Annotated in this window: 17 protein-coding genes; 11 read left to right on the top strand and 6 right to left on the bottom strand. The window is 65.7% G+C overall.

The annotated features are described in order from the left end of the window. Positions 1–39 precede the first annotated feature (39 nt). The 5 genes from mksF to PHLH3_RS25700 form a co-directional block, all read right to left on the bottom strand. A complete protein-coding gene (gene mksF, locus PHLH3_RS25720; RefSeq protein ID WP_213626298.1) occupies positions 40–2,874 on the bottom strand; it encodes an Mks condensin complex protein MksF in 2,835 nt (944 codons plus the stop codon). Continuing rightward, entirely contained in the window at positions 2,871–3,575 is a 705-nt protein-coding gene (gene mksE, locus PHLH3_RS25715; protein WP_213626297.1) for an Mks condensin complex protein MksE, read from the bottom strand. The genes mksF and mksE overlap by 4 nt, the downstream gene beginning before the upstream one ends. Continuing rightward, the gene (mksB, locus tag PHLH3_RS25710; RefSeq protein ID WP_213626296.1) at positions 3,565–4,812 is read right to left on the bottom strand and encodes an Mks condensin complex protein MksB; all 1,248 of its coding nucleotides are present in this window, start codon (positions 4,810–4,812) and stop codon (positions 3,565–3,567) included. The genes mksE and mksB overlap by 11 nt, the downstream gene beginning before the upstream one ends. Positions 4,813–4,996: 184 nt before the next feature. Next, entirely contained in the window at positions 4,997–5,605 is a 609-nt protein-coding gene (locus PHLH3_RS25705) for a hypothetical protein (protein ID WP_021220394.1), read from the bottom strand. A 221-nt stretch (positions 5,606–5,826) separates the two neighbouring features. Beyond that, entirely contained in the window at positions 5,827–6,498 is a 672-nt protein-coding gene (locus PHLH3_RS25700) for a hypothetical protein (RefSeq protein ID WP_213626295.1), read from the bottom strand. A gap of 306 nt (positions 6,499–6,804) precedes the next feature. Here PHLH3_RS25700 and PHLH3_RS25695 point away from each other — a divergent pair, with 306 nt between their 5' ends. The 7 genes from PHLH3_RS25695 to rimI all read left to right on the top strand — a co-directional run bounded on the left by PHLH3_RS25695 (position 6,805) and on the right by rimI (position 14,729). Next, the gene (locus tag PHLH3_RS25695) at positions 6,805–7,815 is read left to right on the top strand and encodes a DUF6160 family protein (protein ID WP_213626294.1); all 1,011 of its coding nucleotides are present in this window, start codon (positions 6,805–6,807) and stop codon (positions 7,813–7,815) included. A 2-nt stretch (positions 7,816–7,817) separates the two neighbouring features. Beyond that, a complete protein-coding gene (locus PHLH3_RS25690; protein ID WP_213626293.1) occupies positions 7,818–8,846 on the top strand; it encodes a hypothetical protein in 1,029 nt (342 codons plus the stop codon). After that, on the top strand, positions 8,836–9,426 hold the full coding sequence (locus PHLH3_RS25685) for a DUF6160 family protein (protein WP_213626292.1): 591 nt from the start codon (positions 8,836–8,838) through the stop codon (positions 9,424–9,426). Before PHLH3_RS25690 ends, PHLH3_RS25685 begins: the two co-directional genes overlap by 11 nt. A gap of 12 nt (positions 9,427–9,438) precedes the next feature. Then, positions 9,439–11,760, top strand: coding sequence for a DUF6160 family protein (locus PHLH3_RS25680; RefSeq protein WP_213626291.1), 2,322 nt, complete (start codon positions 9,439–9,441; stop codon positions 11,758–11,760). Between the two features lie 157 nt (positions 11,761–11,917). Next, positions 11,918–13,468, top strand: coding sequence for a 2-isopropylmalate synthase (locus tag PHLH3_RS25675; protein WP_213626290.1), 1,551 nt, complete (start codon positions 11,918–11,920; stop codon positions 13,466–13,468). Continuing rightward, the gene (locus PHLH3_RS25670) at positions 13,465–14,280 is read left to right on the top strand and encodes an energy transducer TonB (RefSeq protein WP_213626289.1); all 816 of its coding nucleotides are present in this window, start codon (positions 13,465–13,467) and stop codon (positions 14,278–14,280) included. Before PHLH3_RS25675 ends, PHLH3_RS25670 begins: the two co-directional genes overlap by 4 nt. Next, on the top strand, positions 14,277–14,729 hold the full coding sequence (gene rimI / locus PHLH3_RS25665) for a ribosomal protein S18-alanine N-acetyltransferase (RefSeq protein WP_111264230.1): 453 nt from the start codon (positions 14,277–14,279) through the stop codon (positions 14,727–14,729). Before PHLH3_RS25670 ends, rimI begins: the two co-directional genes overlap by 4 nt. A 3-nt stretch (positions 14,730–14,732) precedes the next feature. Here the strand turns inward: rimI and PHLH3_RS25660 are convergent, their stop codons facing one another. Further along, positions 14,733–15,080, bottom strand: a complete 348-nt coding sequence (locus PHLH3_RS25660) for a hypothetical protein (protein WP_213626288.1) — start codon at positions 15,078–15,080, stop codon at positions 14,733–14,735. Between the two features lie 268 nt (positions 15,081–15,348). Here PHLH3_RS25660 and can point away from each other — a divergent pair, with 268 nt between their 5' ends. From can to PHLH3_RS25640, 4 genes are all read left to right on the top strand, one after another. Next, the gene (gene can / locus PHLH3_RS25655) at positions 15,349–15,993 is read left to right on the top strand and encodes a carbonate dehydratase (protein WP_173172488.1); all 645 of its coding nucleotides are present in this window, start codon (positions 15,349–15,351) and stop codon (positions 15,991–15,993) included. 4 nt (positions 15,994–15,997) lie between these two features. Then, on the top strand, positions 15,998–16,906 hold the full coding sequence (locus tag PHLH3_RS25650; protein WP_213626287.1) for a DMT family transporter: 909 nt from the start codon (positions 15,998–16,000) through the stop codon (positions 16,904–16,906). A 110-nt stretch (positions 16,907–17,016) separates the two neighbouring features. Further along, the gene (locus PHLH3_RS25645; protein ID WP_213626286.1) at positions 17,017–17,850 is read left to right on the top strand and encodes an AraC family transcriptional regulator; all 834 of its coding nucleotides are present in this window, start codon (positions 17,017–17,019) and stop codon (positions 17,848–17,850) included. Positions 17,851–18,399: 549 nt separating this feature from the next. After that, positions 18,400–19,794 (top strand): amino acid permease, encoded by a 1,395-nt coding sequence (locus tag PHLH3_RS25640; protein ID WP_213626285.1) that lies wholly within the window; start codon positions 18,400–18,402, stop codon positions 19,792–19,794. The last annotated feature ends 33 nt before the right edge of the window (positions 19,795–19,827 follow it).

The following is a 19,827-nucleotide window of genomic DNA, read 5'->3' as shown; positions in this document are numbered from 1 at the left end:
GCCGCATCTGCGGCCCTTCTTCTTTTCAGCGGCTTCGACTCACGCCGGCTCGGCTTCCTCGCTCGCGGCAGGTGCCTGCCGGCTGGGTTGCTCGCGACGCTTGATGAACTTCCAGTCCGCCTCGTCGATGTAGATGCCGTTGGGGCCGCTGCCACCTTCCAGGTCGATGGCCACGTCGGCCGAAACCTGCGGCTTCACCGACGCCAGGATGGGCGTGAAGCCCAACTGGGCGCTGGTCTCGATCAGCGCCTGCTGGTTGCGCTCGTCGATGTCCGCCGCCTCGTCCAGGTAGTAGGGCAGGCGGATGCGCCCGGCCTGCTCGCGGTCCATCAGGTGCAGCAGCAGGTACATGTTGGTCAGCGCCTTGATGGTCATGGTGGTGCCGTTGGACGCGGCGCCATCGATGTCCGTGTGGATGATCGGCTGGCCATGCACCTTGGTGATCTCGAAGGCCAGCTCGAACAGGTCCTTCAGGCCCAGTTGGTTGCCGTTGGCGGCGACCAGGCGTGCCAGGTACTCCTTGGCCTCCTCGTTCTTCGCATCCTGCTCGGAGGATTGCGACAGGTCGAACACCGACAGGGTCTCGCCTTCCTCGTACTGGCCGGCGCTGTGGATGATCTGGTCGATGTGGCGCAGCGCGTCCTTGTTCGGCGCCAGCACGATGCGGAAGCTCTGCAGGTTCGACACCTGGCGCTTGTTGATCTCGCGGTTGAACAGCGCCAGCTGGTGTTCCAGGTTGTCGTAGTCGCTGCGGATGTTGCGCAGGGTACGGGCGATGTCGGTAACCGCCGCGCGGCGTGCCTTGGCCAGGGTCAGGGCCTCGTCCTGGCGGTGTGCGTAGGCGTTGATCAGCAGCTGCAGGCGACGCTCGGTGTCGTCCTCGCTGTCGAACTTGGCCACGCCCTTCAGGCGCACCTGGGCGTACAGCGCCTCGATCTGCCCATCGATGCGCTGCAGCGCCTGCCAGGTGTCCTGGTAGTCGTTGAGCAGCGGCAGCAGGTTGTCGATGCTGTCGTCCACCGGGTCGGTGAAGGGTGTGCCGAAGGGCAGGTCGGCCGGCAACAGCTGGCGGCGACGCAGCGCGTCTTCCAGGGTGCGCTCCTTGGCTTCCAGGTCGGCGAGCTGGCGGCCCACCAGTTGCAGCTTGGCGGAGAGCTGCTGGACGCGTTCGGTGAAGGCGTCGCTGGAGCGTTTCAGGTCGTCCTGCGCCGCTTCGCGCTGGGCCAGCAACTCCAGCTTGCCGGCTTCCTCGGCGGACAGCGTCTGGGTCTTGCGGAAGTCCTCCAGGGCCTTCTGCGCATCCAGCACGGCCTGGTACAGCTGCTCGGCCTGGGCCTTGCTCGCGGCACGGTCGGCGGCGACCGATTGCTGGGTCTTGAGCTGCTTGAGCTCGCGCTCCAGGCGATCCTTCTGGTCGCGCAGGGCGGCGCGGTCGGCCAGGGCCTGCAAGGCCGGCGGCTCGATGTGGGACAGGTCGATATCCAGGCCGGGCACCTGGAAGTGCTCGCCCTTGAAGCGATCGAGGATGGCTTCCAGGGATTTCACCCAGGCGTCTTCCTCATCCAGCTGGATGCCTTTCTCACCCAGCGGCAGGCTGAACAACTGGCCGTTGAACAGGCGCATCAGGCGGTCAACATCGGCCTGGGAGAACTCCTCGCGCAGGCGCGAGTAGCTGTTGTTGTCGGCGTGGTCGAGCTGCTGCTTGACCGACTTCAGGCGTTTCTCCAGGTCACGCAGGCGCTCGTCCAGGTCTTCCGAGGAGAACTGGCGGGATTGCGCCAGGGCACCCGCGAGCTCGTCATGGGCGTCCTTGGCGGCCAGCAGCTGCTGCTCCAGCACCTTGACGTCGTCCACCAGGGCGAAGCGGTTCTTCAGCACCGCCAGCTCGCCGAGCCAGCGCTGGATCTCGCTGATCTCACGCTCCAGGCGCATCAGCTCCTGGGTGCCGCCGCGCTGTTCGTGCTGCAGGCCGTCCTGTTCGTTGCGGTAGTGCTCGGCCTGGATCACCAGTTCCTCGCGGCGCGCACCGGAGTAGTCGTGCCAGGTGCCCAGCAGGTTATCCAGCAGGGGCGAGAGGCGATGCAGCTTGCCGCGCAGGATCTCGCGCTGGGCCACGCCATTGGACAGCGCCTCCACCAGCGGGCCGGCGGCCACCAGCGCCTGGTAGTCCTGCTCCATGCGGCGCACGTCGCGGAAGGCTTCCTCGGTGGCGGCGATGTAGTCGACGCTGCCGGAGCGCAGGCTGTGCTCGAAGGCATCGAGGAACAGCTGCTTGAGCTTGGCCGCGGTGATCTCGCGCATGTGCAGCAGGTTGATGAACAGCGAGCGGAAGGTCTTCAGGCTCTGTTCGCTGGTCGAGCGCAGCGGGATCAGCGTCAGGTCCAGCGGGATGGACGTGTGCCCGCCCACCAGCAGCCGGCGCAGCTCGTCAGGCTTGAGCTCGTAGGCCTTGATGCCTTCGCGCTCGAGGTTGTTGAACAGCTCGCGCTGACGCAGGCAGGTGCCGTTCTTCTGGTAGTGATCCAGGTCCAGGCTGCCCTGGTAGGCGAAGAACTGGTGGCCGAAGCCGCCGCCCGGGCCGCGGCCGGCGACGCCGATCACATGAGGGCCGTGGGGCAGGGAGACTTCGACCAGGATGTAGCTGGTGTCGGTGGCGAAGTAGAACTTGCGCGACTGCTCCAGGCTGTACTTGCCGAAGCTCATGTCCGACATGCGCGCCAGGATGGGGAACTGCAGCGCGTTGATCGACGCGGATTTACCCAGGTTGTTGGCGCCGTAGACCGATAGCGGGGTTTCCAGCGGGAACAGGCCGAGGCTGTAGCCGGCGGTGTTCAGCAGGGCGAAGCGGCGGATGCCGTAGCGTTCCTGGCTCATGCGTCCATCTCCTGCGCGGCGCGCTCTTCGGCCATGGCACGTGCCAGGGCGTCTTCTTCGGATTCAGCGGCGGCCGGCTCCTCGACCTCCAGCGAGACGATCGGCTCCTCGCCGTCGTCGTCCATCAGCACCGGCGCCGGCAGGGCCAGGTCGCTGCTGTGCAGGTTGGCGGCCAGGTCGCGGTCGTGCTGCACGGCCAGGCACACGTCGAGGAAGCGGTGCATGGGCGGCAGGAAGCGGTACACGCCGTTGCTGTCCTCGGCGAAGCCGAGCTGGGTCAGGCGGCGGATGACCTTCTCCTCCAGCTCTTCATGGGTGGTCACCTCGGCCTGCAGGAACAGGTCGCGGTACTTCTCCAGCAGCGCGGGCAGCTCGTCGCGGCCGATAGTGCCGCCATCGAGCACGGAAAGTGGGTCGCGGCCCTGGTCGGCCAGGTGCTCCACGAGAATGAAGGTGAACAGCGCCAGGCGCTGGGCGGTCTTGTTCACCTGGGCGCCCATCTGCTCGGGCACGAAGTAGTAGAAGCCGCGCGGGTCGCACACCAGCTCGAAGCCCAGCGCCTTGAACAGGGCGCGGTACTGGTCCTGCATGGTGGACAGCTGGGCGTAGCATTCCGGCTCGCTGCGCGAGAGGTGATAGCCCTTGAACAGCTCGCGGAAGATGGCCGAGAGCTGGGTCATTTCGGTGAGATTAAGATGCATGTTTTTCGCTCTTGATGAGGGCGAAGGAGCTCAGGCTGACCTGATGCTCCGCGGTGAGGTAGTCGCGGCGTTCCAGGCGGTTGCGTTGGAAGCGGCTTTCGCGGGAGAGGCGGGAGAACCAGTACAGCAGCTCGTCGGTGGCGCCTTCCGGCTCCTGCTCCAGCAGCCAGGCCATGAGGTCCGGCAGAGGCAGGGCCTGTTCGCAACGGTCGATCATTTCCCGGGCGGTACGCGGTGCACGCGGTGCTTCGCCACGACGGCCAGCGGAGGCCTTGGGGAAGTGCGCGGGCTTGGGCTCGAAACGCGCCAGGGCGTAGACGTAGGCTTCCACCTGCGAGGCGCTGCCGAGGAAGGTGCTCTGTGGCCGGGTGAACAGCGGCAGTGCGGACTGGGGCACGGCGTCCAGGCCCTTCTTGCGGATCACCGAGAGCGCCAGGGCGGCGCCCCGGGTCACGGCGTTGTGCCGGCGCGCTTCCTCGCGCAACGGCAGCAGCAGTTCGCGGGCCTTGCGCAGCGTCAGCTGGGCGGTGGTCTGCATCTCCAGGATGCGCGCATGGGTACGCAGCAGCAGGTCGTCGTCGACCAACTGGCCCAGGCGCTGCTGTTCGCCGAGCAGCTTGAGCAGCACCTGCTCGACCCGGCGCACGCCCTGTTCGAAGGCGCCATCGGCGGAAACCAGCTGGATCATCGGCTCGACGTATTCATCCCAGGTCGCCAGGACCTCGGCATAACGCTGGCGCAGCGGGATCTGCCGGTCGCTGGTCTTGGCCCGTTCGGCCACGGCCACCAGGGCCTGCTCGTCGTTGTCGAGCTTCTTCAAGACATCGCGCACGCGCATGTCGAGCAGGCGCAGCTGGCGCGCCAGGTCGTTGCCGTCGCGGATCTCGAAGGCTTCCTGGATGTAGCCGGCCAGGCGCTCCAGGTGACGCAGGTAGGCCTCGATCTCCAGGCACAGGCCGAGGCGGTGTTCACGGCGCAGGTAGGCGAGGAAATCGTGGATCTGGGCGTTCAGCTCGAAGCGGTTGGGGCTCTTGGCCACCGGCACCAGGACGTCCAGGCGGATCCATTGGTCGAGCAACGCGGTGATGTCCATGGGCGTGCCCTCCGGCAACTGGGCCCCGAGCTGCAGGCGCAATTCGGCCAGGCTCAGCGTGCCGGCGTCGAAGCGCTCGCACAGCGGCTCCAGCAGCGCCCAGTGCTCGGCGAGGGCGCGCAAAACGCGTTTGGGTTCGATCATCGTGGGAGACGGTCCCTGCCTGAGGAAAAAGACGCGATTGTACTGCATGACCGCCGGCTCGACTCAGCCCGAGCTGATCAAAGGACGGCTGGTTCGCATGGCGGCGTGCCGGGTGAAACGGTTGCCCGGCCAGGTGATGCCCACGAATGCGGGAGTCCGCTGGGCACCCGGGCCTGGGGAGGGGTCAGCTCTGGCGGAACAGCCCGATCAGGTGATCGGCGATGGCGGCCTTGATGGCATTGACGTTGAGCTGCGAGGTATGGCCCAGGCGCTCGGTATTGATGCGGTGCAGGTGCAGCGAGGGCATGCGCGCCTCGTACTCGCGCAGGTCACCCTTCACCAGCACCGGCAGGAAGTGGTCGTTCTTCGCCTGGTAGCGCTGAATCAGCAGCTTCAGGCCTTCCTGGAACGGCAGCTCGCGGGAGGCGGCCAGGCGGTGCTCGCCGGGGATCTTCAGGTACAGCCCCGAATAGCCCATGGTCTCGCCGGGCAGGATGTGGATGCCGGTGGGCTCTACCGCCTCGGGCGGGATTTCGTTGAAGGTGTCGTGCCAGGCCTGCTCGTCGGGAAGGATGGTGATGCTGCCATGCTCCTCCTCCGGCACCACGAAGCTGTAGTTGCTGTAGAGCTTCTCGACATAGCCGGAGTAGACGCACAGGCGGTTTTCGAAGCGCAGCAGGAAGTCGATCGCCTGCTGGCGGTCGGTGATGGCATCCAGGTCCCAGGCGAGGTCGCTCTGGTTCTGCAATTCGTCCCAGTGTGAATCGGAATCGGCTTTGGAGTTGGCGTTCATGGACTCGGTCAATACGGCATCTGCCGTGTAGCAAGGCAGAAAACATGCCAGTCAATTCAAGGGCTTGGAATGGGGCCGGAAGCGTGCTCCAGCTCACACTCGACATTCTAGAGCGGTCGCAATCTGACGAGGATGGTCACTTGTCGGACGGGTGAAGGAAATTCCGAAGCAGCTGCGCGTGGAGTGACCCCATGCGCAGCTGCGGAGGCGGTTCCGGTGATTCAGGGGACCAGGGTCAGCGGCATGGTGGAGCCATTGGGGTAGGTGCTGTTGAACGATTCGAAGGTGCTGCAGAAAGCGTGCTCGTCGAGGAAGTATTGAGGGTAGTCGGGCGAGACCTTATCCAGCGCAACCGCAGCGTAGTCGTAGTAGGTCGTTCCGCTTTTAACCGACGACCCTATCTGGGTGAGAGGGAGGTAGGTGCCGTCGATATTCAAACCCTGCACCAGGTTGGCGGATGTCAGAAACAAATTGCACATCAGGTCCGCTTCTGGAAACGGCGCGGTGTTGAACAACTTGACTACCCGGGCAAACGCCACCGATGTTACTCCGGTTAGGTTGGCGCTCAATGAGCCAAGGGCAGGGCCAGAGGAGGAGTAACCAGCCATCACCATGTTGAAGGTGGTCGTATCCGTTGGCTCCTCGTTATAGGCGGTGTAGTTGACCGCGTCGTATGTAATGAGCTTCCCAGCTGTCAGTGTGCCGCTGAGTGGCGTCGTCGAGGCCTGCCGTCCAAAAAGCTTGGCCTGTTGTCTTGCGGGCACAACAGGGCCCGTTACCCCCTTCATGTAGCTGATGTGGCGCTCCAATTCGCTCGGAGCATCGGCGCCGACCGCCATGAGCGGGAGGGCGAGCGAGATGAGAGCGGCAGAAAGAGCATGATTTTTCAGCATTGCAACGACTCCTTGTTGTCGGGAGCCGGCAGTTGAGCAGTTACCCCTGTCCGCGCCCAGCTATCCAAAGGCTGGCGGAAACGGTGTCGTGGTGATCGCCTCGCTCGACCATTCCGAAGCTGGGGTTGGCAGGCGAGGGTGTGGATTTGGGTAACAACCGCAGCGGCAACCCCAGGACCAACCGCCGAAATCCCACCTTTTTCCCGCCTATGGGTCGGGCCGCAATGGCAGGTGCTTCCCTATAGTGGCATCACGGAATCGAGCCGCCAGTGCTCGGCCATAACTATAAGAAAGAGGGAACTCGCCATGCGCCTGACCCGCAGTCCCGCCAAAAGCCTTTTCCTCGTGCTCGCCGCCAGCCTCCTGGCCACCTCGGTCCATGCACGCATGGAGCCTCTGGATGATGCGGAGCTTTCCAACGTCACTGGGCAGGCGTTCATCAACCTGACAACCGATGCGGCAGGGGCGGTGAACTACACCCGTGTCAATTTCGGAGTGAAGGTCGACACCCAGCTCAATATCAAGAAGCTCGAATTGGGCGGCTACAGCCGTCCTGGGGAGTCCAAGAGCTCGGACATCCTGATCAACAACTTCGCGCTGGGCACCGTAGGGCCCAACGACACCATCAATCCTTTCCAGATCGTCGATCCGTACTTCGAGTTGGCGTACGAGGGGAACAAGGTCGTCGGTGTACGTATCGGTTTCGCCGAGGCGAAAGGTGTACTTTCCGGTGATATCTCCCATCTGACCGGAAAGGTGGCTGTTGACCTTGAAGGCAAGGCAAAGCCGCTGCTGGACAGCGCCAACTTTTTCCAGAAGCTGCTGCTTGGTGCCACGGTCAATGACAACTCGATCATCAAGTCTGAAGCGGAATTGGTCAGCAATGGCACGCCTGATTCGGTCCGTGCCACACAGGCAGGGCTGAAGGATGGGGCGGTCGTGCAGTGCATTTCCAATTGCAATTTGCTTGGAGGGTTACTGACGGCTTTCCCTTCAAGCGGCTGCCAGATTATCGGCATCACCACATGCTTCAACCTCAGCCAGTTCAAGTCGTTGGATATTGGAAACACGGCGGCAGCCGGAATGGATCAAGCCGCGCGAGGAGTCTTCATATCCGTGCAACTCAAGGACACCCAATGGCGCGACCTTGACACCAACGCACTGGTCACCGCGGTAGCGGGTGCCTTCCTCAACATTCCGAAGTACAAGAACGCCAACGGTGACATGGTTGCGGGTATCAAGTTCGACTTCGAGCAGGCCCTGAACGGTATTCCGCGCAAGGACACCTGCCTGGGGTCAGCTACTTCGGGGTGCTGATCATGTTCAAGACTTCGATTGTTGTCCTCGCTTTGCTGTCGGCTTCGGTAGCCCGGGCGGAGCTGAAGGCTCTGGATGATGCCGAACTATCCAATGTCGATGGTGCCGGCATCGGCTTCGTGCTGGACAAGGTGTTGCTGGACGCCAACAACGCAACCATCACCCTCAACGACATCAACAACGGCAATGGGCAGAACGTACCCATTGCGGTGAAGGAGTTCTATCTCGGTGCCATCGGCAGCAACAAGGGCGCCAACCTCAACCCCGTGACCATCGGCCGGCTGGACCACCCCTTCGCCCTCAACCTGGCCCGGGGCGAAACCCTGCGGACCCTCAACGATGCCGGGCAGTGGGTGCAGACAACGCCCAACGGTGTCTCGGTGCTGGAGTTCATGTTCCCCGAGCGCCTCACCACCGGCGGCTCGGCCTGCATCAGCGGCTACTCCACTGGCGGTAACACCTGCTCCAGCCGCGCCACGGAGAAGGTCGACCTGGGCATCCGCTTCGACTTCCAGGTGGCCGCCGGGCGCACCGACGTGCTCAACCTGGACATCGCCGAGCTGGCCATGGACGGTTCCTACCTGCGCCTCTGGGGCGACAAGGCCAAGAGCCAGATGGTCGGCGAGATGCGCATCAACCTGTTTGCCAAGAGCATCCAGCTGATGTCCTGTGCTGCCGGCAGCGCCAACTGCACCACCGCCGAGCAGCAGCGTGACCGCACCCTTTTCATGAGCGGCGCCTACGCCACCGTCGCCCTGGGCTATGGCAAGAGCCAGCCGCTGCTGTTCGATGCCACCAGCAATGGTCAGTTCGTACTGGAACTGCAGAGCCCGACGGCATCCGGTACCACCGCTGCGCAGCGGCAAGCTCTGGCGGACGACTTCTACGCCAACGCACCGCGCACCAGCATCGTCATCAACAACCTGACAGTCGGCAGCGGCAACACCAGCACCGGTGGGTACAACTTCGGCTACAACGAGATCGGCGGCCTCAGCATCAACTACCTGAAGGTGACCAGCCATGACCTCTAGGCTCCTCTTCCTGGTCCTGCTGCTCGCCGCCGGCTGTGCGCAGGCCGAACTCAAGCCCATGGCCGACGCCGACCTCAGTGCCACGAGCGGGCAGGGCGGGGTCTATCTCTCCGGCGAGTTCAGCATCAACAAGGGCGGCGGCGTGCTCTGGAGCACCCCAGCCACCAACAACGCCACGCAATGGGCCATCGGCGAGCGCAGCTGCGCCACCGCCGGCGCCGCCACGCCGGAAAGCTGCGGGATGCGCATCGCCATCCGCACCGAGGCGGCGGGCGGCTGGTACGTGCTGGACAACCTCAAGGGTGTGTTCAGCTTCGAGGGGCTGACCTTGCGCACCCGGCTGATCAACGACAGCGCCGCCGGCTTCAACCAGGACGTGATCGAGCTGGGCCTGCCCAACAACGTACGCTTCAAGGACGGCAGCTTCGCCTTCGCCGTCGCCAACCAGGGCGGCTGGCGCAACAAGGTGGGCACCGCGGCCAACGGCGGTGACGCCACCTTCCAGCAGACCAACATCTTCTCGGCGAAGATCGACGGTGACATCCGCATGCAGGGCAGCGTGCTGATTTTCCCCAAATAAAAGGAGCAGGCGATGCGTGCAGTAGCGTTGTTCGCGGTACTCCTCAGCCCCCTGGCCCAGGCCATGCAGGCGCTGGATGACACGGCGCTGTCCGACGTCACCGGGCAGGACGGCATCAGCCTGGAAACCACCAGCGCCGGCTGGTCGGCCAGCAACATCAGCTACAGCGAGGACGGCCAGAGCCTCAACCTGCGTGGTGTCAGCAACCAGCCACGTAGCGGCGCCAGCATCACCTCCACTACCAAGGTGGACGTGGTCAACCAGCGCCTGCAGATCGAACATGCCAGCAGCGCCCAGGCGCTCAGCGTCAACAACATCGAGATGGGCGGCAGCAGCAAGAGCTTCGGTGCCCTGCGCGCCTTCTACACCCTGGGCGCGACCCTGAAGATCAAGGGCGGCGGCGCCAGCGGCGTGACCGGCATCTCGGTGGACGACAGCCGGCTCTCGCTTTCCGACGTCACCTTCTACTACCGCGACAACGGCTTCGACCTGATCGTCAAGGGCATGAGCCTCGACGCCTACCTGAACAACGCCTACATCGACATCGTCAGCGGTGGTGATGGCCAGGCGGTGCGGCTCGATCTCGGCAACTCGCGCTTCGTCGCCGCCATCAACGGCATTGGCCTCGACCTCGCCCACGGCGACCCCAGCGCATTGCCGGCGACGCCCGATGCACCGGACCTGCGCGACCCCAACGCCAGCAAGAGCTTCGGCAAGCTGGACATGGACCTGCGCCTGGGCGGCAGTGTCAGCCTCTCCAGCGGCGGCGCCAGCGGCTCGGGCCTGCGCATCCGGCCGGACGTGAACATCGTCAACAGCCTGTTCCAGTATCAGGACGAAGGCATCCTGCGTGCCGAGAACTTCTCCGGCACCTTGCGCAGCCTCGCCGGCCTGACCCTCGACCTGATGCAGGATGGCAACGGCAGCTTCGTGCAGGTGGCCTTCGCCGACCTCAAGCTCAACGCCACCCTGGGCGGCCTGATCATCGGCAACCCGACCAACCAGAAGCTCGGCAGCCTGGGCATCGACCTCAACTTCGTCGACGACGGCGCGAAGAAGAACGTCTTCAAGCTGCGCCCCGGCGGTGACCCCAACTCCGGCCTCAAGGGCATCACCGCCGACCTCAGCTGGAACATGGCCAACAGCTCGGTCTCGCTCACCGATAACGGCAACAGCATGTGGTTCAGCGGCCTGCGCACCAACGGCACCGGGCAGGTCACCCTGGACATCACCAGGAGCTGCGCGGCCGGCGCGTCCACCTCGTGCTACGCCGGCACCCAGAGCGACATGAGCAAGGGCAGCTACAACGGCCACTTCGACGGCCTGCGCCTGGGCCTGAACAACGTCAAGGGCAGCTACAGCTTCGATGGCCTGCGCGTGGGCAGCGCCACCGCGCCGCTGCAGGGCGGCACCGAGCTGCTGGTGCTGATGGAAATCTTCCCCGCCTACGACTTCACCCTCAACGGCCAGCTCACCCTGCAGCCGGGCGGCAGCAGCGGCTCGGGCATCAGCTACAACGCCGACTTCCTCATCACCGATGCCCGCGCCGCCATCACCGTGGACGAGACCGGCAAGGGCCTGTGGCTTTCGGGCACCCGCTACGACATGCACTTCCGCGACGGCTCGGTGGATGTCAGCAACAACGGCGTCGAGCTGCGCAAGGGCACCTACTGGTCCAACCTCGATGTCGCCGACCTGCGCTGGGGCGACCGCGCCACCGGCACCAGCCTCGGCCGCCTGGTGCTCAAACGCTACGAGCAGGGCTCCACCCTGGCGCTCAGCTCCGGCGGTGCCGGCGCGCTCTGTGTCGGCGGCAGCGGCTCCACCGCCGGTGCCTGCTCCGCCAGCGGTGGCCGTTGGGAAGACCGTGGCAACGAGGGCGTCTCGGTAAAGCTGAAGAACGTCTACGTGCGTGACGCCACCATCGACAGTTCGGTCAATGGCGTCGCCACCGACGAGAAGCGCAACCAGGTGATCCTCGAGACCGATCGCGTAAACGGCGTGAACGGTACCGGCAGCCAACTGGTCGTGGATAACTTCTACACCTCCGACGGCAACCCCAAGGACCCCAACGCCAACACCTACGGCCTCAACGCCGACCTCAACCTCGACGTGGCGCCGACCAAGGTCTGCACCAAGACCGGCAGCACCTGCACCGCCGTCACCCCCGACCCGCTGGGCTTCGCGGTCAACGGCCGCATCCACTTCAAGGAAGTGGACATCGACCGCATCCAGCACGTACACCCCACCGGCGGCGCCGTCACCTCCATGTACGGGGTGAAGCTGCAGAACGCCGATATCCGCGCCAACCTCACCGCCACGCCGATCAACTGAACCGCCCGCCCGGCGGCGCTTCTCGAGCGCCGCCCGCGCCTTCCCGCCTCGCGCATTTCGCGCCACAATTCGTCATCCGTCGTCGCGGCCACAAGCCGCGGCGTCTTTAGCCAGCGCCCCGGCCGCACCCCCGGTGGGGACATGAGGAGTGACCACAATGAATAACAACGATCGCGTCATCATTTTCGACACCACCCTGCGCGACGGCGAGCAGAGCCCCGGCGCCTCCATGACCCGGGAGGAGAAACTGCGCATCGCCAAGGCCCTGGAGCGGCTGCGTGTCGACGTGATCGAGGCAGGGTTCGCCATCGCCAGCCCGGGGGACTTCGAGGCGGTCAAGGCCATCGCCGACAGCATCAAGGACAGCACCGTGTGCAGCCTGGCCCGTGCGGTCGAGGCGGACATCGAGCGCGCCGCCGAAGCCCTCGAGGGTGCCAACTCCGGGCGCATCCACACCTTCATCGCCACCAGCCCCATCCACATGCAGTACAAGCTGCGCATGCAGCCGGACCAGGTGGTGGAGCAGGCCGTGCGCGCGGTGCGCCATGCACGCAACCTCTGCGCGGACGTCGAGTTCTCCTGCGAGGACGCCGGGCGTTCCGAGATCGACTTCCTCTGCCGCATCATCGAGGCGGCCATCGACGCCGGCGCACGCACCATCAACATCCCCGACACCGTCGGCTACGCCATCCCGCACCAGTACGCCGAGACCATCCGCCAGCTGCTGCAGCGCATCCCCAATGCCGACAAGGCGGTGTTCTCCGTGCACTGCCACAACGACCTGGGCCTGGCCGTGGCCAACTCCCTGGCGGCGGTGGCGGTGGGCGCACGCCAGGTGGAATGCACCATCAACGGCCTGGGCGAGCGTGCCGGCAACGCCGCGCTGGAAGAGATCGTCATGGCGATCAAGACCCGCGCCGACATCCTCGGCGTGCACACCACCATCGACACGCCGCACATCCTCGCCACCTCGCGCATGGTTTCCGGCATCACCGGCTTCCCGGTGCAGCCGAACAAGGCCATCGTCGGCGCCAACGCCTTCGCCCACGAGTCGGGCATCCACCAGGACGGCGTGCTCAAGCACCGCGAAACCTACGAGATCATGTCCGCGCAGTCGGTGGGCTGGCACACCAACAAGCTCTCCCTCGGCAAGCTCTCCGGGCGCAACGCCTTCCGCACCCGCCTGGAGGAGCTGGGCATCCAGCTGCCCGGCGAGGCCGAGCTGAACGCCGCCTTCGCCCGCTTCAAGGTGCTGGCCGACAAGAAGCACGAGATCTTCGACGAAGACCTCCAGGCCATCGTCTCCGACAGCCTGGGCGAAGAGGCTCCCGAGCATTTCCGCCTGGTCCACCTCGACGTCACCTCGCGCACCGGCGAGGTGCCCCATGCCAGGCTGGTGCTGAGCATCGATGGCGCCGAGCGCGAGGCCAGCGCCCAGGGTTCCGGCCCGGTGGATGCCACCTTCAAGGCCATCGAAAGCCTCGCCGCCTCGGCCGCCAACCTGCAGCTGTATTCGGTCAACGCCATCACCCAGGGCACCGACTCCCAGGGCGAAGTGACGGTGCGCCTGGAAAAAGCCGGACGAATCGTCAACGGCAACGGTGCCGATACCGATATAGTTGTCGCCTCCGCCAAGGCCTATCTCAACGCGCTGAACCTCATGCAGGCCGGCGTACGCAAAGCCCATCCACAGGTAGCTGACGTTTGATCCAAGAGCTCCGTCGCCGCGCTTATCTCGATGCCATGCAGGTCGCCACCTGGCTGCCGCGCACGGTATTGCCCTTCGCCGCGCCTTCGCGCCCCGAGCTGCTGGTGCAGCCCGAGGCCGCGCCGAAACCCGAACCGACCCGGGTGCCGAACCCGACCAGCGCCCCTGCCCAGGCCGCGCCGGCTGGTGCCGAGGCCCTGGTGCAGGCACCCAGCCGGCCGAAGATCGAAGTGCCGCGCCCGGGGGCCACGCCACGCGTGGCCGTTCCCGAGCCTGCGGCGGAGCCCACCGCCGAGGCGACCCCGGAGCCGGTGAAAGCCGCTCCGGTGGCGCCGCCGCGTTTTTCCCTGCAGCTGCTGCGTGCCGGCAGCTGCCTGCTGCTGGTCGAGTTGCCCACTGGCGAAGGCTTCCAGAGTCGCGACCCGGCCTACCTGCTGCTCAAGGACCTGTTGCGCGCCGCCGGCCTGCCGGATGCGCCGCAGCTCATCGGCGAGCCGGTGCGCTGGCCGTTGCTGGTGCGCGGCAACATGGACCAGGGGCCCGACGCCGCCCGTGATTTCCTCCAGGGCTTCGTCGCGGCGCGCATGGAAGAGGGCGCCGGTTGTTCCTGCCTGTGGCTGGTGGGGTTGCCGGCGATCCGTTTCGCCGGGGAAGCCGACGCCGATGCCTACGGGCGCGAACTCCAGGTCGAAGGCCTGGGCGCCGCCTGGGCCGTGCCCGGGCTGGAACTGCTGATGGACGAACCGCAACGCAAGGCCGAGCTCTGGCAGGCCATGCGCCGGGTGACGCGACGCTGGAAAACCGCTGAATGACCGATGCCGTTTCCTTCCGCCGGATGACCGAGGCGGACCTCGATGCCGTGCTCAAGATCGAATACGCCGCCTTCAGCCACCCCTGGACGCGCGGCATCTTCGCCGATGGCCTGAAATCCTACGATTGCTGGATCATGTTCGAAGGCACCCAGCAGGTCGGCCACGGGGTGATCAACGTGATCATCGACGAAGCGCACTTGCTCAACATCACCGTCAAGCCCGAGAACCAGGGCCGTGGCCTCGGCCTGCGCCTGCTGGAGCACCTCATGCAGCGCGCGCGGGAACTCAAGGCCGGCGAATGCTTCCTCGAAGTGCGCGCCAGCAACGAGTCGGCCTACCGGCTTTACGAGCGCTACGGTTTCAACGAGATCGGCCGGCGCCGGGGCTACTACCCGGCGGTCGCCGGGCGTGAAGATGCCCTGGTGATGGCCTGCACCCTGCTGGACTGAGGCTCAGCGGGCACGCCGGGCGTAGCGCGGCTGCTCTTGCTCGCGTGGCCCCTCTTCATCCTCGTCGGTGACGCTGAGGTCGAAATCCCGCGGCAGCGTGCCGCGGGCGCCGGGCTTGCCCAGCGGCTCGTCGGTCTCGTCTTCCAGCAATTCTTCCGGCGAGAGGTCGAAATCCTTCGGTGGGTGCGGCGTGCCGCCCCGCGTCAGGCCGGCCTCGCGCAGCTGGCGGGGCGGGAACTCCTCCACCAGGGCATCGCCGGAAGGCGCCTCCGTCAGTGATTTCTCCGGGGCCTTGGGGTCGTGCTCCTCGTCCGTCGCGGGGTTGTTGCGGGTCGGGTCTGGCTGGCTCATGGCGGGGCCTCCACGCTGTGGCTATGAAAAGTGGACGGCCACCACACGGAAAGATTCCCCCGAATTGCCCCGATCCGTCGCCAAGCCCGGCATCTACGGCCACTTTCCGATTTCTGGTACCCCGCGCGTTCGCCGGGGAAAAGGGCGCCCAGCAGCCTCTGGGCTTTGCGGCGCTGGGCTGACCCCCTGTGACGGTACGCGGCGGGCGCTTGTCAAAGCCCTGCACCCTCCGTAAGGTGCGCCGGCCACAAGAATGAGGACTGGACCGATGAGCGACCTGCAGCAGCTGTTCGACAACAACGCCCGCTGGGCCGAGAACATCAAGGAGCGCGACCCGCAGTTCTTCGAGAAGCTGGCCAAGCAGCAGGTGCCCGAATACCTGTGGATCGGCTGCTCCGACGCCCGCGTGCCGGCCAATGAGATCGTCGGCATGCTGCCGGGCGACCTCTTCGTCCACCGCAACGTCGCCAACGTGGTGCTGCACACCGACCTCAACTGCCTGTCGGTGGTCCAGTACGCGGTGGACGTCCTCAAGGTGAAGCACATCCTGGTCACCGGCCACTACGGCTGCGGTGGCGTGCGCGCGGCCATGCAGGACGTGCAGTTCGGCCTGATCGACGGCTGGCTGCGCACCATCCGCGACCTCTACTACGACCAGCGCGAGCACCTGGCGCAGTTCAGCAGCGAGGAAGAGCGCGTGGACCGCATGTGCGAGCTCAACGTCATGCAGCAGGTGGCCAACGTCAGCCACACCACCATCGTCCAGAACGCCTGGCACCGTGGGCAGGAGCTGTCCGTGCACGGCTGCATCTACGGCATCAAGGACGGCCGCTGGAAGAACCTCAACGTCACCGTCAGCGGCATCGAGCAACTTCCCCCGCAATACCGCCTGCGCCCCCTCGGCGAGTCCTGAGGCCATGAGCGACACACGGGCCCCGGCGCTGGCCTGGGCCGGGCTGCTGCTGGCCAGCGCCTGCTGGGCCGGCAACGCCCTGGTGGCGCGGGCCTTCCATGACGACATCCCGCCGATCGCCCTGACCTTCTGGCGCTGGAGCCTGGCCCTGGCCGTCCTCCTGCCCTTCGTCGCCCGCCCGCTTTGGCAGCACCGCGCCGCCGTGCGCCGCGCCGGCTGGCGCCTGGTGCTGGTGGCGGCGCTGGGCATCAGCACCTACAGCGTGCTGCTCTACTGCGCCGCGCGCACCACGGTGGCGATCAACCTCACCTTGCTCAACACCTGCCTGCCGCTGGCCACCTTCATCGGCGCCGGCCTGTTGCTGGGCGAATGGCCCACGCGTCGCGCCTGGCTGGGCATGGCCGTGGCCATCCTCGGGCTGCTGGTGCTGATCGGTCGCGGCAGCCTGGCCCCGCTGGCCAGCCTGAGCTTCAACCCGGGCGACCTGATCATGCTGCTGGCGGTGCTCGACTGGGCGCTCTACACCTTGCTGCAACGGCGCTGGGCGGCCTGGTTCCAGGGCATTCCGCCGCTGGCCTTCCTCGGTGCGCTGGCGCTCTGCGGCGTGCCGCTGCTGCTGCCCTTCTATCTGCTGGAGCTGGCCAGTGGCGCCCATTTCGAGCCGAGCCTGCGCAACCTGGCCGCCATCGGCTACACAGGCACCTTCGCCTCGCTGATCGCCTACCTGCTGTGGAACCACGGCATCGCCGTGCTCGGCGTGGCCAAGGCCTCGCTGACCAACTACCTGATGCCCGTGTTCACCGCGATCCTCGGCTTCCTCATCCTCGGCGAAGCCCTGCAGGGCTATCACTGGGTGGGCGGCGGCATGATCTTCACCGGCCTGCTGCTGGGCACGCGCCAACGCGCCAAATAGGCACGCCGGCGGGGCCAGGCTGAGCGTGCACAGGCGGCTTCGGCCCCGGTCCATAAAAAGCGCAAAATCTGCAAAACCGCCGTCGCTACAGTGCGTTCCGAGGAGACCGCATGAAGCCCGAGACCCTGAACCACTATGGCCAGCGCCTGGAACCCGTCCTGCACTGGCTGGCCCGCAACCCGGACGCCGACCCGGACCTGTACCGGCTGGCGGACCTGGCCTGCCTATCGCCGTACCACTTCCACCGGGTGTACCGCGCCCTGATGGGGGAGACGGTGAACGCCACGGTGCAACGCATCCGCATGCACCGCGCGGCAGTGGCACTGGGCAATCCCGAGGCTTCCTTGCGTGATGTGGCGCAGCGTGCCGGCTATGAGTCGGACGCGGCGTTCAACCGGGCATTCGGCACCGCCTTCGGCATCCCGCCAGGGCGCTACCGCACGGCCCGCTCCCGTCCCTTCGACCCCAAGGAGCTCGGCATGCACCCCATCAAGATCGAAACCCGCCCCGCCGTGACGCTGGCCGCCCTGGCCCATCGCGGCAGCTACCAGGAAATCGGCCCGCAGTTCGCCCGCGTCTTCATGCTCGCCGCCACCCGCGGCATCGCCCTGCCCGATTCGATCGGCTATGGCGTCTACCTGGACGACCCCGCCCAGGTACCCGCCCACGAGTTGCGCTCGATGGCCGGCGTCCCGGTGGCCCCCGATGCCGTGCTGGGCGACGAGTTGCTGCGCTTCGAAATCCCCGCCGGTCGCTGCGCCGTACTGACCTACACCGGGCCGTACAACGAGATGGACAAGCCCTACAGCTGGATGTTTTCGCAATGGCTGCCAACCAGCGGCCATGAGCCGGCGAACTTCCCCATGTTCGAGATGTACATGAACGACCCCCGCACCACCCCGCCCGCGCAACTGCAGACCTGCATTTGCATGCTGCTCAAATAGGACGAGGGGATTCGGCGGAGGAGGGCGCGCCTCCGCCGGATCTGTACTGGGCTCGCGAGCTCTCACCTCGACCCATGCTCCACCCGTCGGGCCTCGCTGCGCTCGGCACCAACCTGCGGCTCAGTCCGTAGGATGGGTAGAGCCCCGCGAAACCCATCGAGCCCCGCACCAAACAGCCATGGGCTTGTGTTTCCTGGCGAAACGGCCAGGAACCCGCCGCGCCGACTTCTTCCGCTCCAAGAACCGCCGTACCAGAACGACTCCGCCTGTCAGAAGGTCGCATCGAAGTTATTTTTCTCGCCCTGTATAGTTCGCGCGGCAGATTCAGCTGTTTTAACCCGGAAGCCGATTGTCGCATTGCCCCCTCGGTGCCCCCTCTATACAACAGCCAACCGTCCGTATCCGGCCGACAAAGCCTGCCTTGTCTTTGCTGCCGAACGGGCGACTTCTGCTTTCCGGTCCCGCGACCCGGTCACCGGAAACAACAGTCAGCCCCGCCGGGTTACCCCTCGGCGGGCGCCAGCCCTTTTACAAAAATAAGAGGTTCAAATGTCCAGCAGCGAACATGAACTGCAACGCGGCCTGGGTGAGCGGCACATCCGCCTCATGGCCCTCGGCGCCTGCATCGGCGTCGGCCTGTTCCTTGGCTCCGCCAAGGCGATCCAGATGGCCGGTCCCGCCATCATGCTCTCCTACATCATCGGTGGCCTCGCCATCCTCGTGATCATGCGCGCCCTCGGCGAGATGGCCGTGCACAACCCCGTGGCCGGCTCCTTCAGCCGCTATGCCCAGGACTACCTCGGCCCGCTGGCGGGCTTCCTCACCGGCTGGAACTACTGGTTCCTCTGGCTGGTGACCTGCGTCGCCGAGATCACCGCCGTCGCCATCTACATGCAGATCTGGTTCCCCGACGTGGACCGCTGGGTCTGGGCCCTGCTGGCCCTGGCGAGCATGGGCACCATCAACCTGATCACCGTGCGCGCCTTCGGCGAGTTCGAGTTCTGGTTCGCCCTGATCAAGATCGTCACCATCATCGCCATGGTCGTGGCCGGCGCCGGGATGATCGTCTTCGGCATCGGCAATGGCGGCATCGCCACCGGCATCAGCAACCTGTGGAGCCACGGCGGCTTCATGCCCAACGGCATCCAGGGCGTGCTCATGTCGCTGCAGATGGTCATGTTCGCCTACCTCGGCGTGGAGATGATCGGCCTCACCGCCGGCGAAGCGCGCAACCCGCAGAAGACCATCCCCAACGCCATCAACTCGGTGTTCTGGCGCATCCTGCTGTTCTACGTCGGCGCGCTGTTCGTGATCATGTCCATCTACCCGTGGAACGAGATCGGCACCCAGGGCAGCCCCTTCGTCATGACCTTCGAACGCCTCGGCATCAAGACCGCCGCCGGCATCATCAACTTCGTGGTCATCACCGCCGCCCTCAGCTCCTGCAACGGCGGCATCTTCAGCACCGGCCGCATGCTCTACAGCCTCGCCCAGCACGGCCAGGCGCCCAAGCCCTTCGCCCGCACCTCGGGTAACGGCGTACCGCGCAATGCGCTGCTGCTGTCCATCTTCGCCCTGCTGCTGGGCGTGCTGCTGAACTACCTGGTACCGGAGAAAGTGTTCGTCTGGGTCACTTCCATCGCCACCTTCGGCGCCATCTGGACCTGGGCCATGATCCTGCTCGCGCAGATGAAGTTCCGCCGCAGCCTCAGCGCGGCCGAGCAGGGCAAGCTGCAATTCAAGATGTGGCTGTTCCCGCTCAGCTCCTACCTCGCCCTGGCCTTCCTGGTGCTGGTGGTGGTGCTGATGGCCTTCTTCGAGGAAACCCGCATCGCCCTGTACATCGGCCCGGCATTCCTCGTGCTGCTGACCGTGCTGTACAAGGTGTTCAACCTCAAGGCCAAGGTCGAAGCGGACAACGCGGTGGGCGATCTCGCTTCCTGATCGTCACGCTGATGCACCCAAACACCCCGACTG

This window comes from Pseudomonas sp. Pc102 (genome assembly GCF_018408275.1).
GTDB classification, from domain to species: Bacteria; Pseudomonadota; Gammaproteobacteria; order Pseudomonadales; family Pseudomonadaceae; genus Metapseudomonas; species Metapseudomonas tohonis.
The sequence above is the reverse complement of the archived record's forward strand: the minus strand, read 5'-3'. Positions and strand labels throughout refer to the sequence as shown.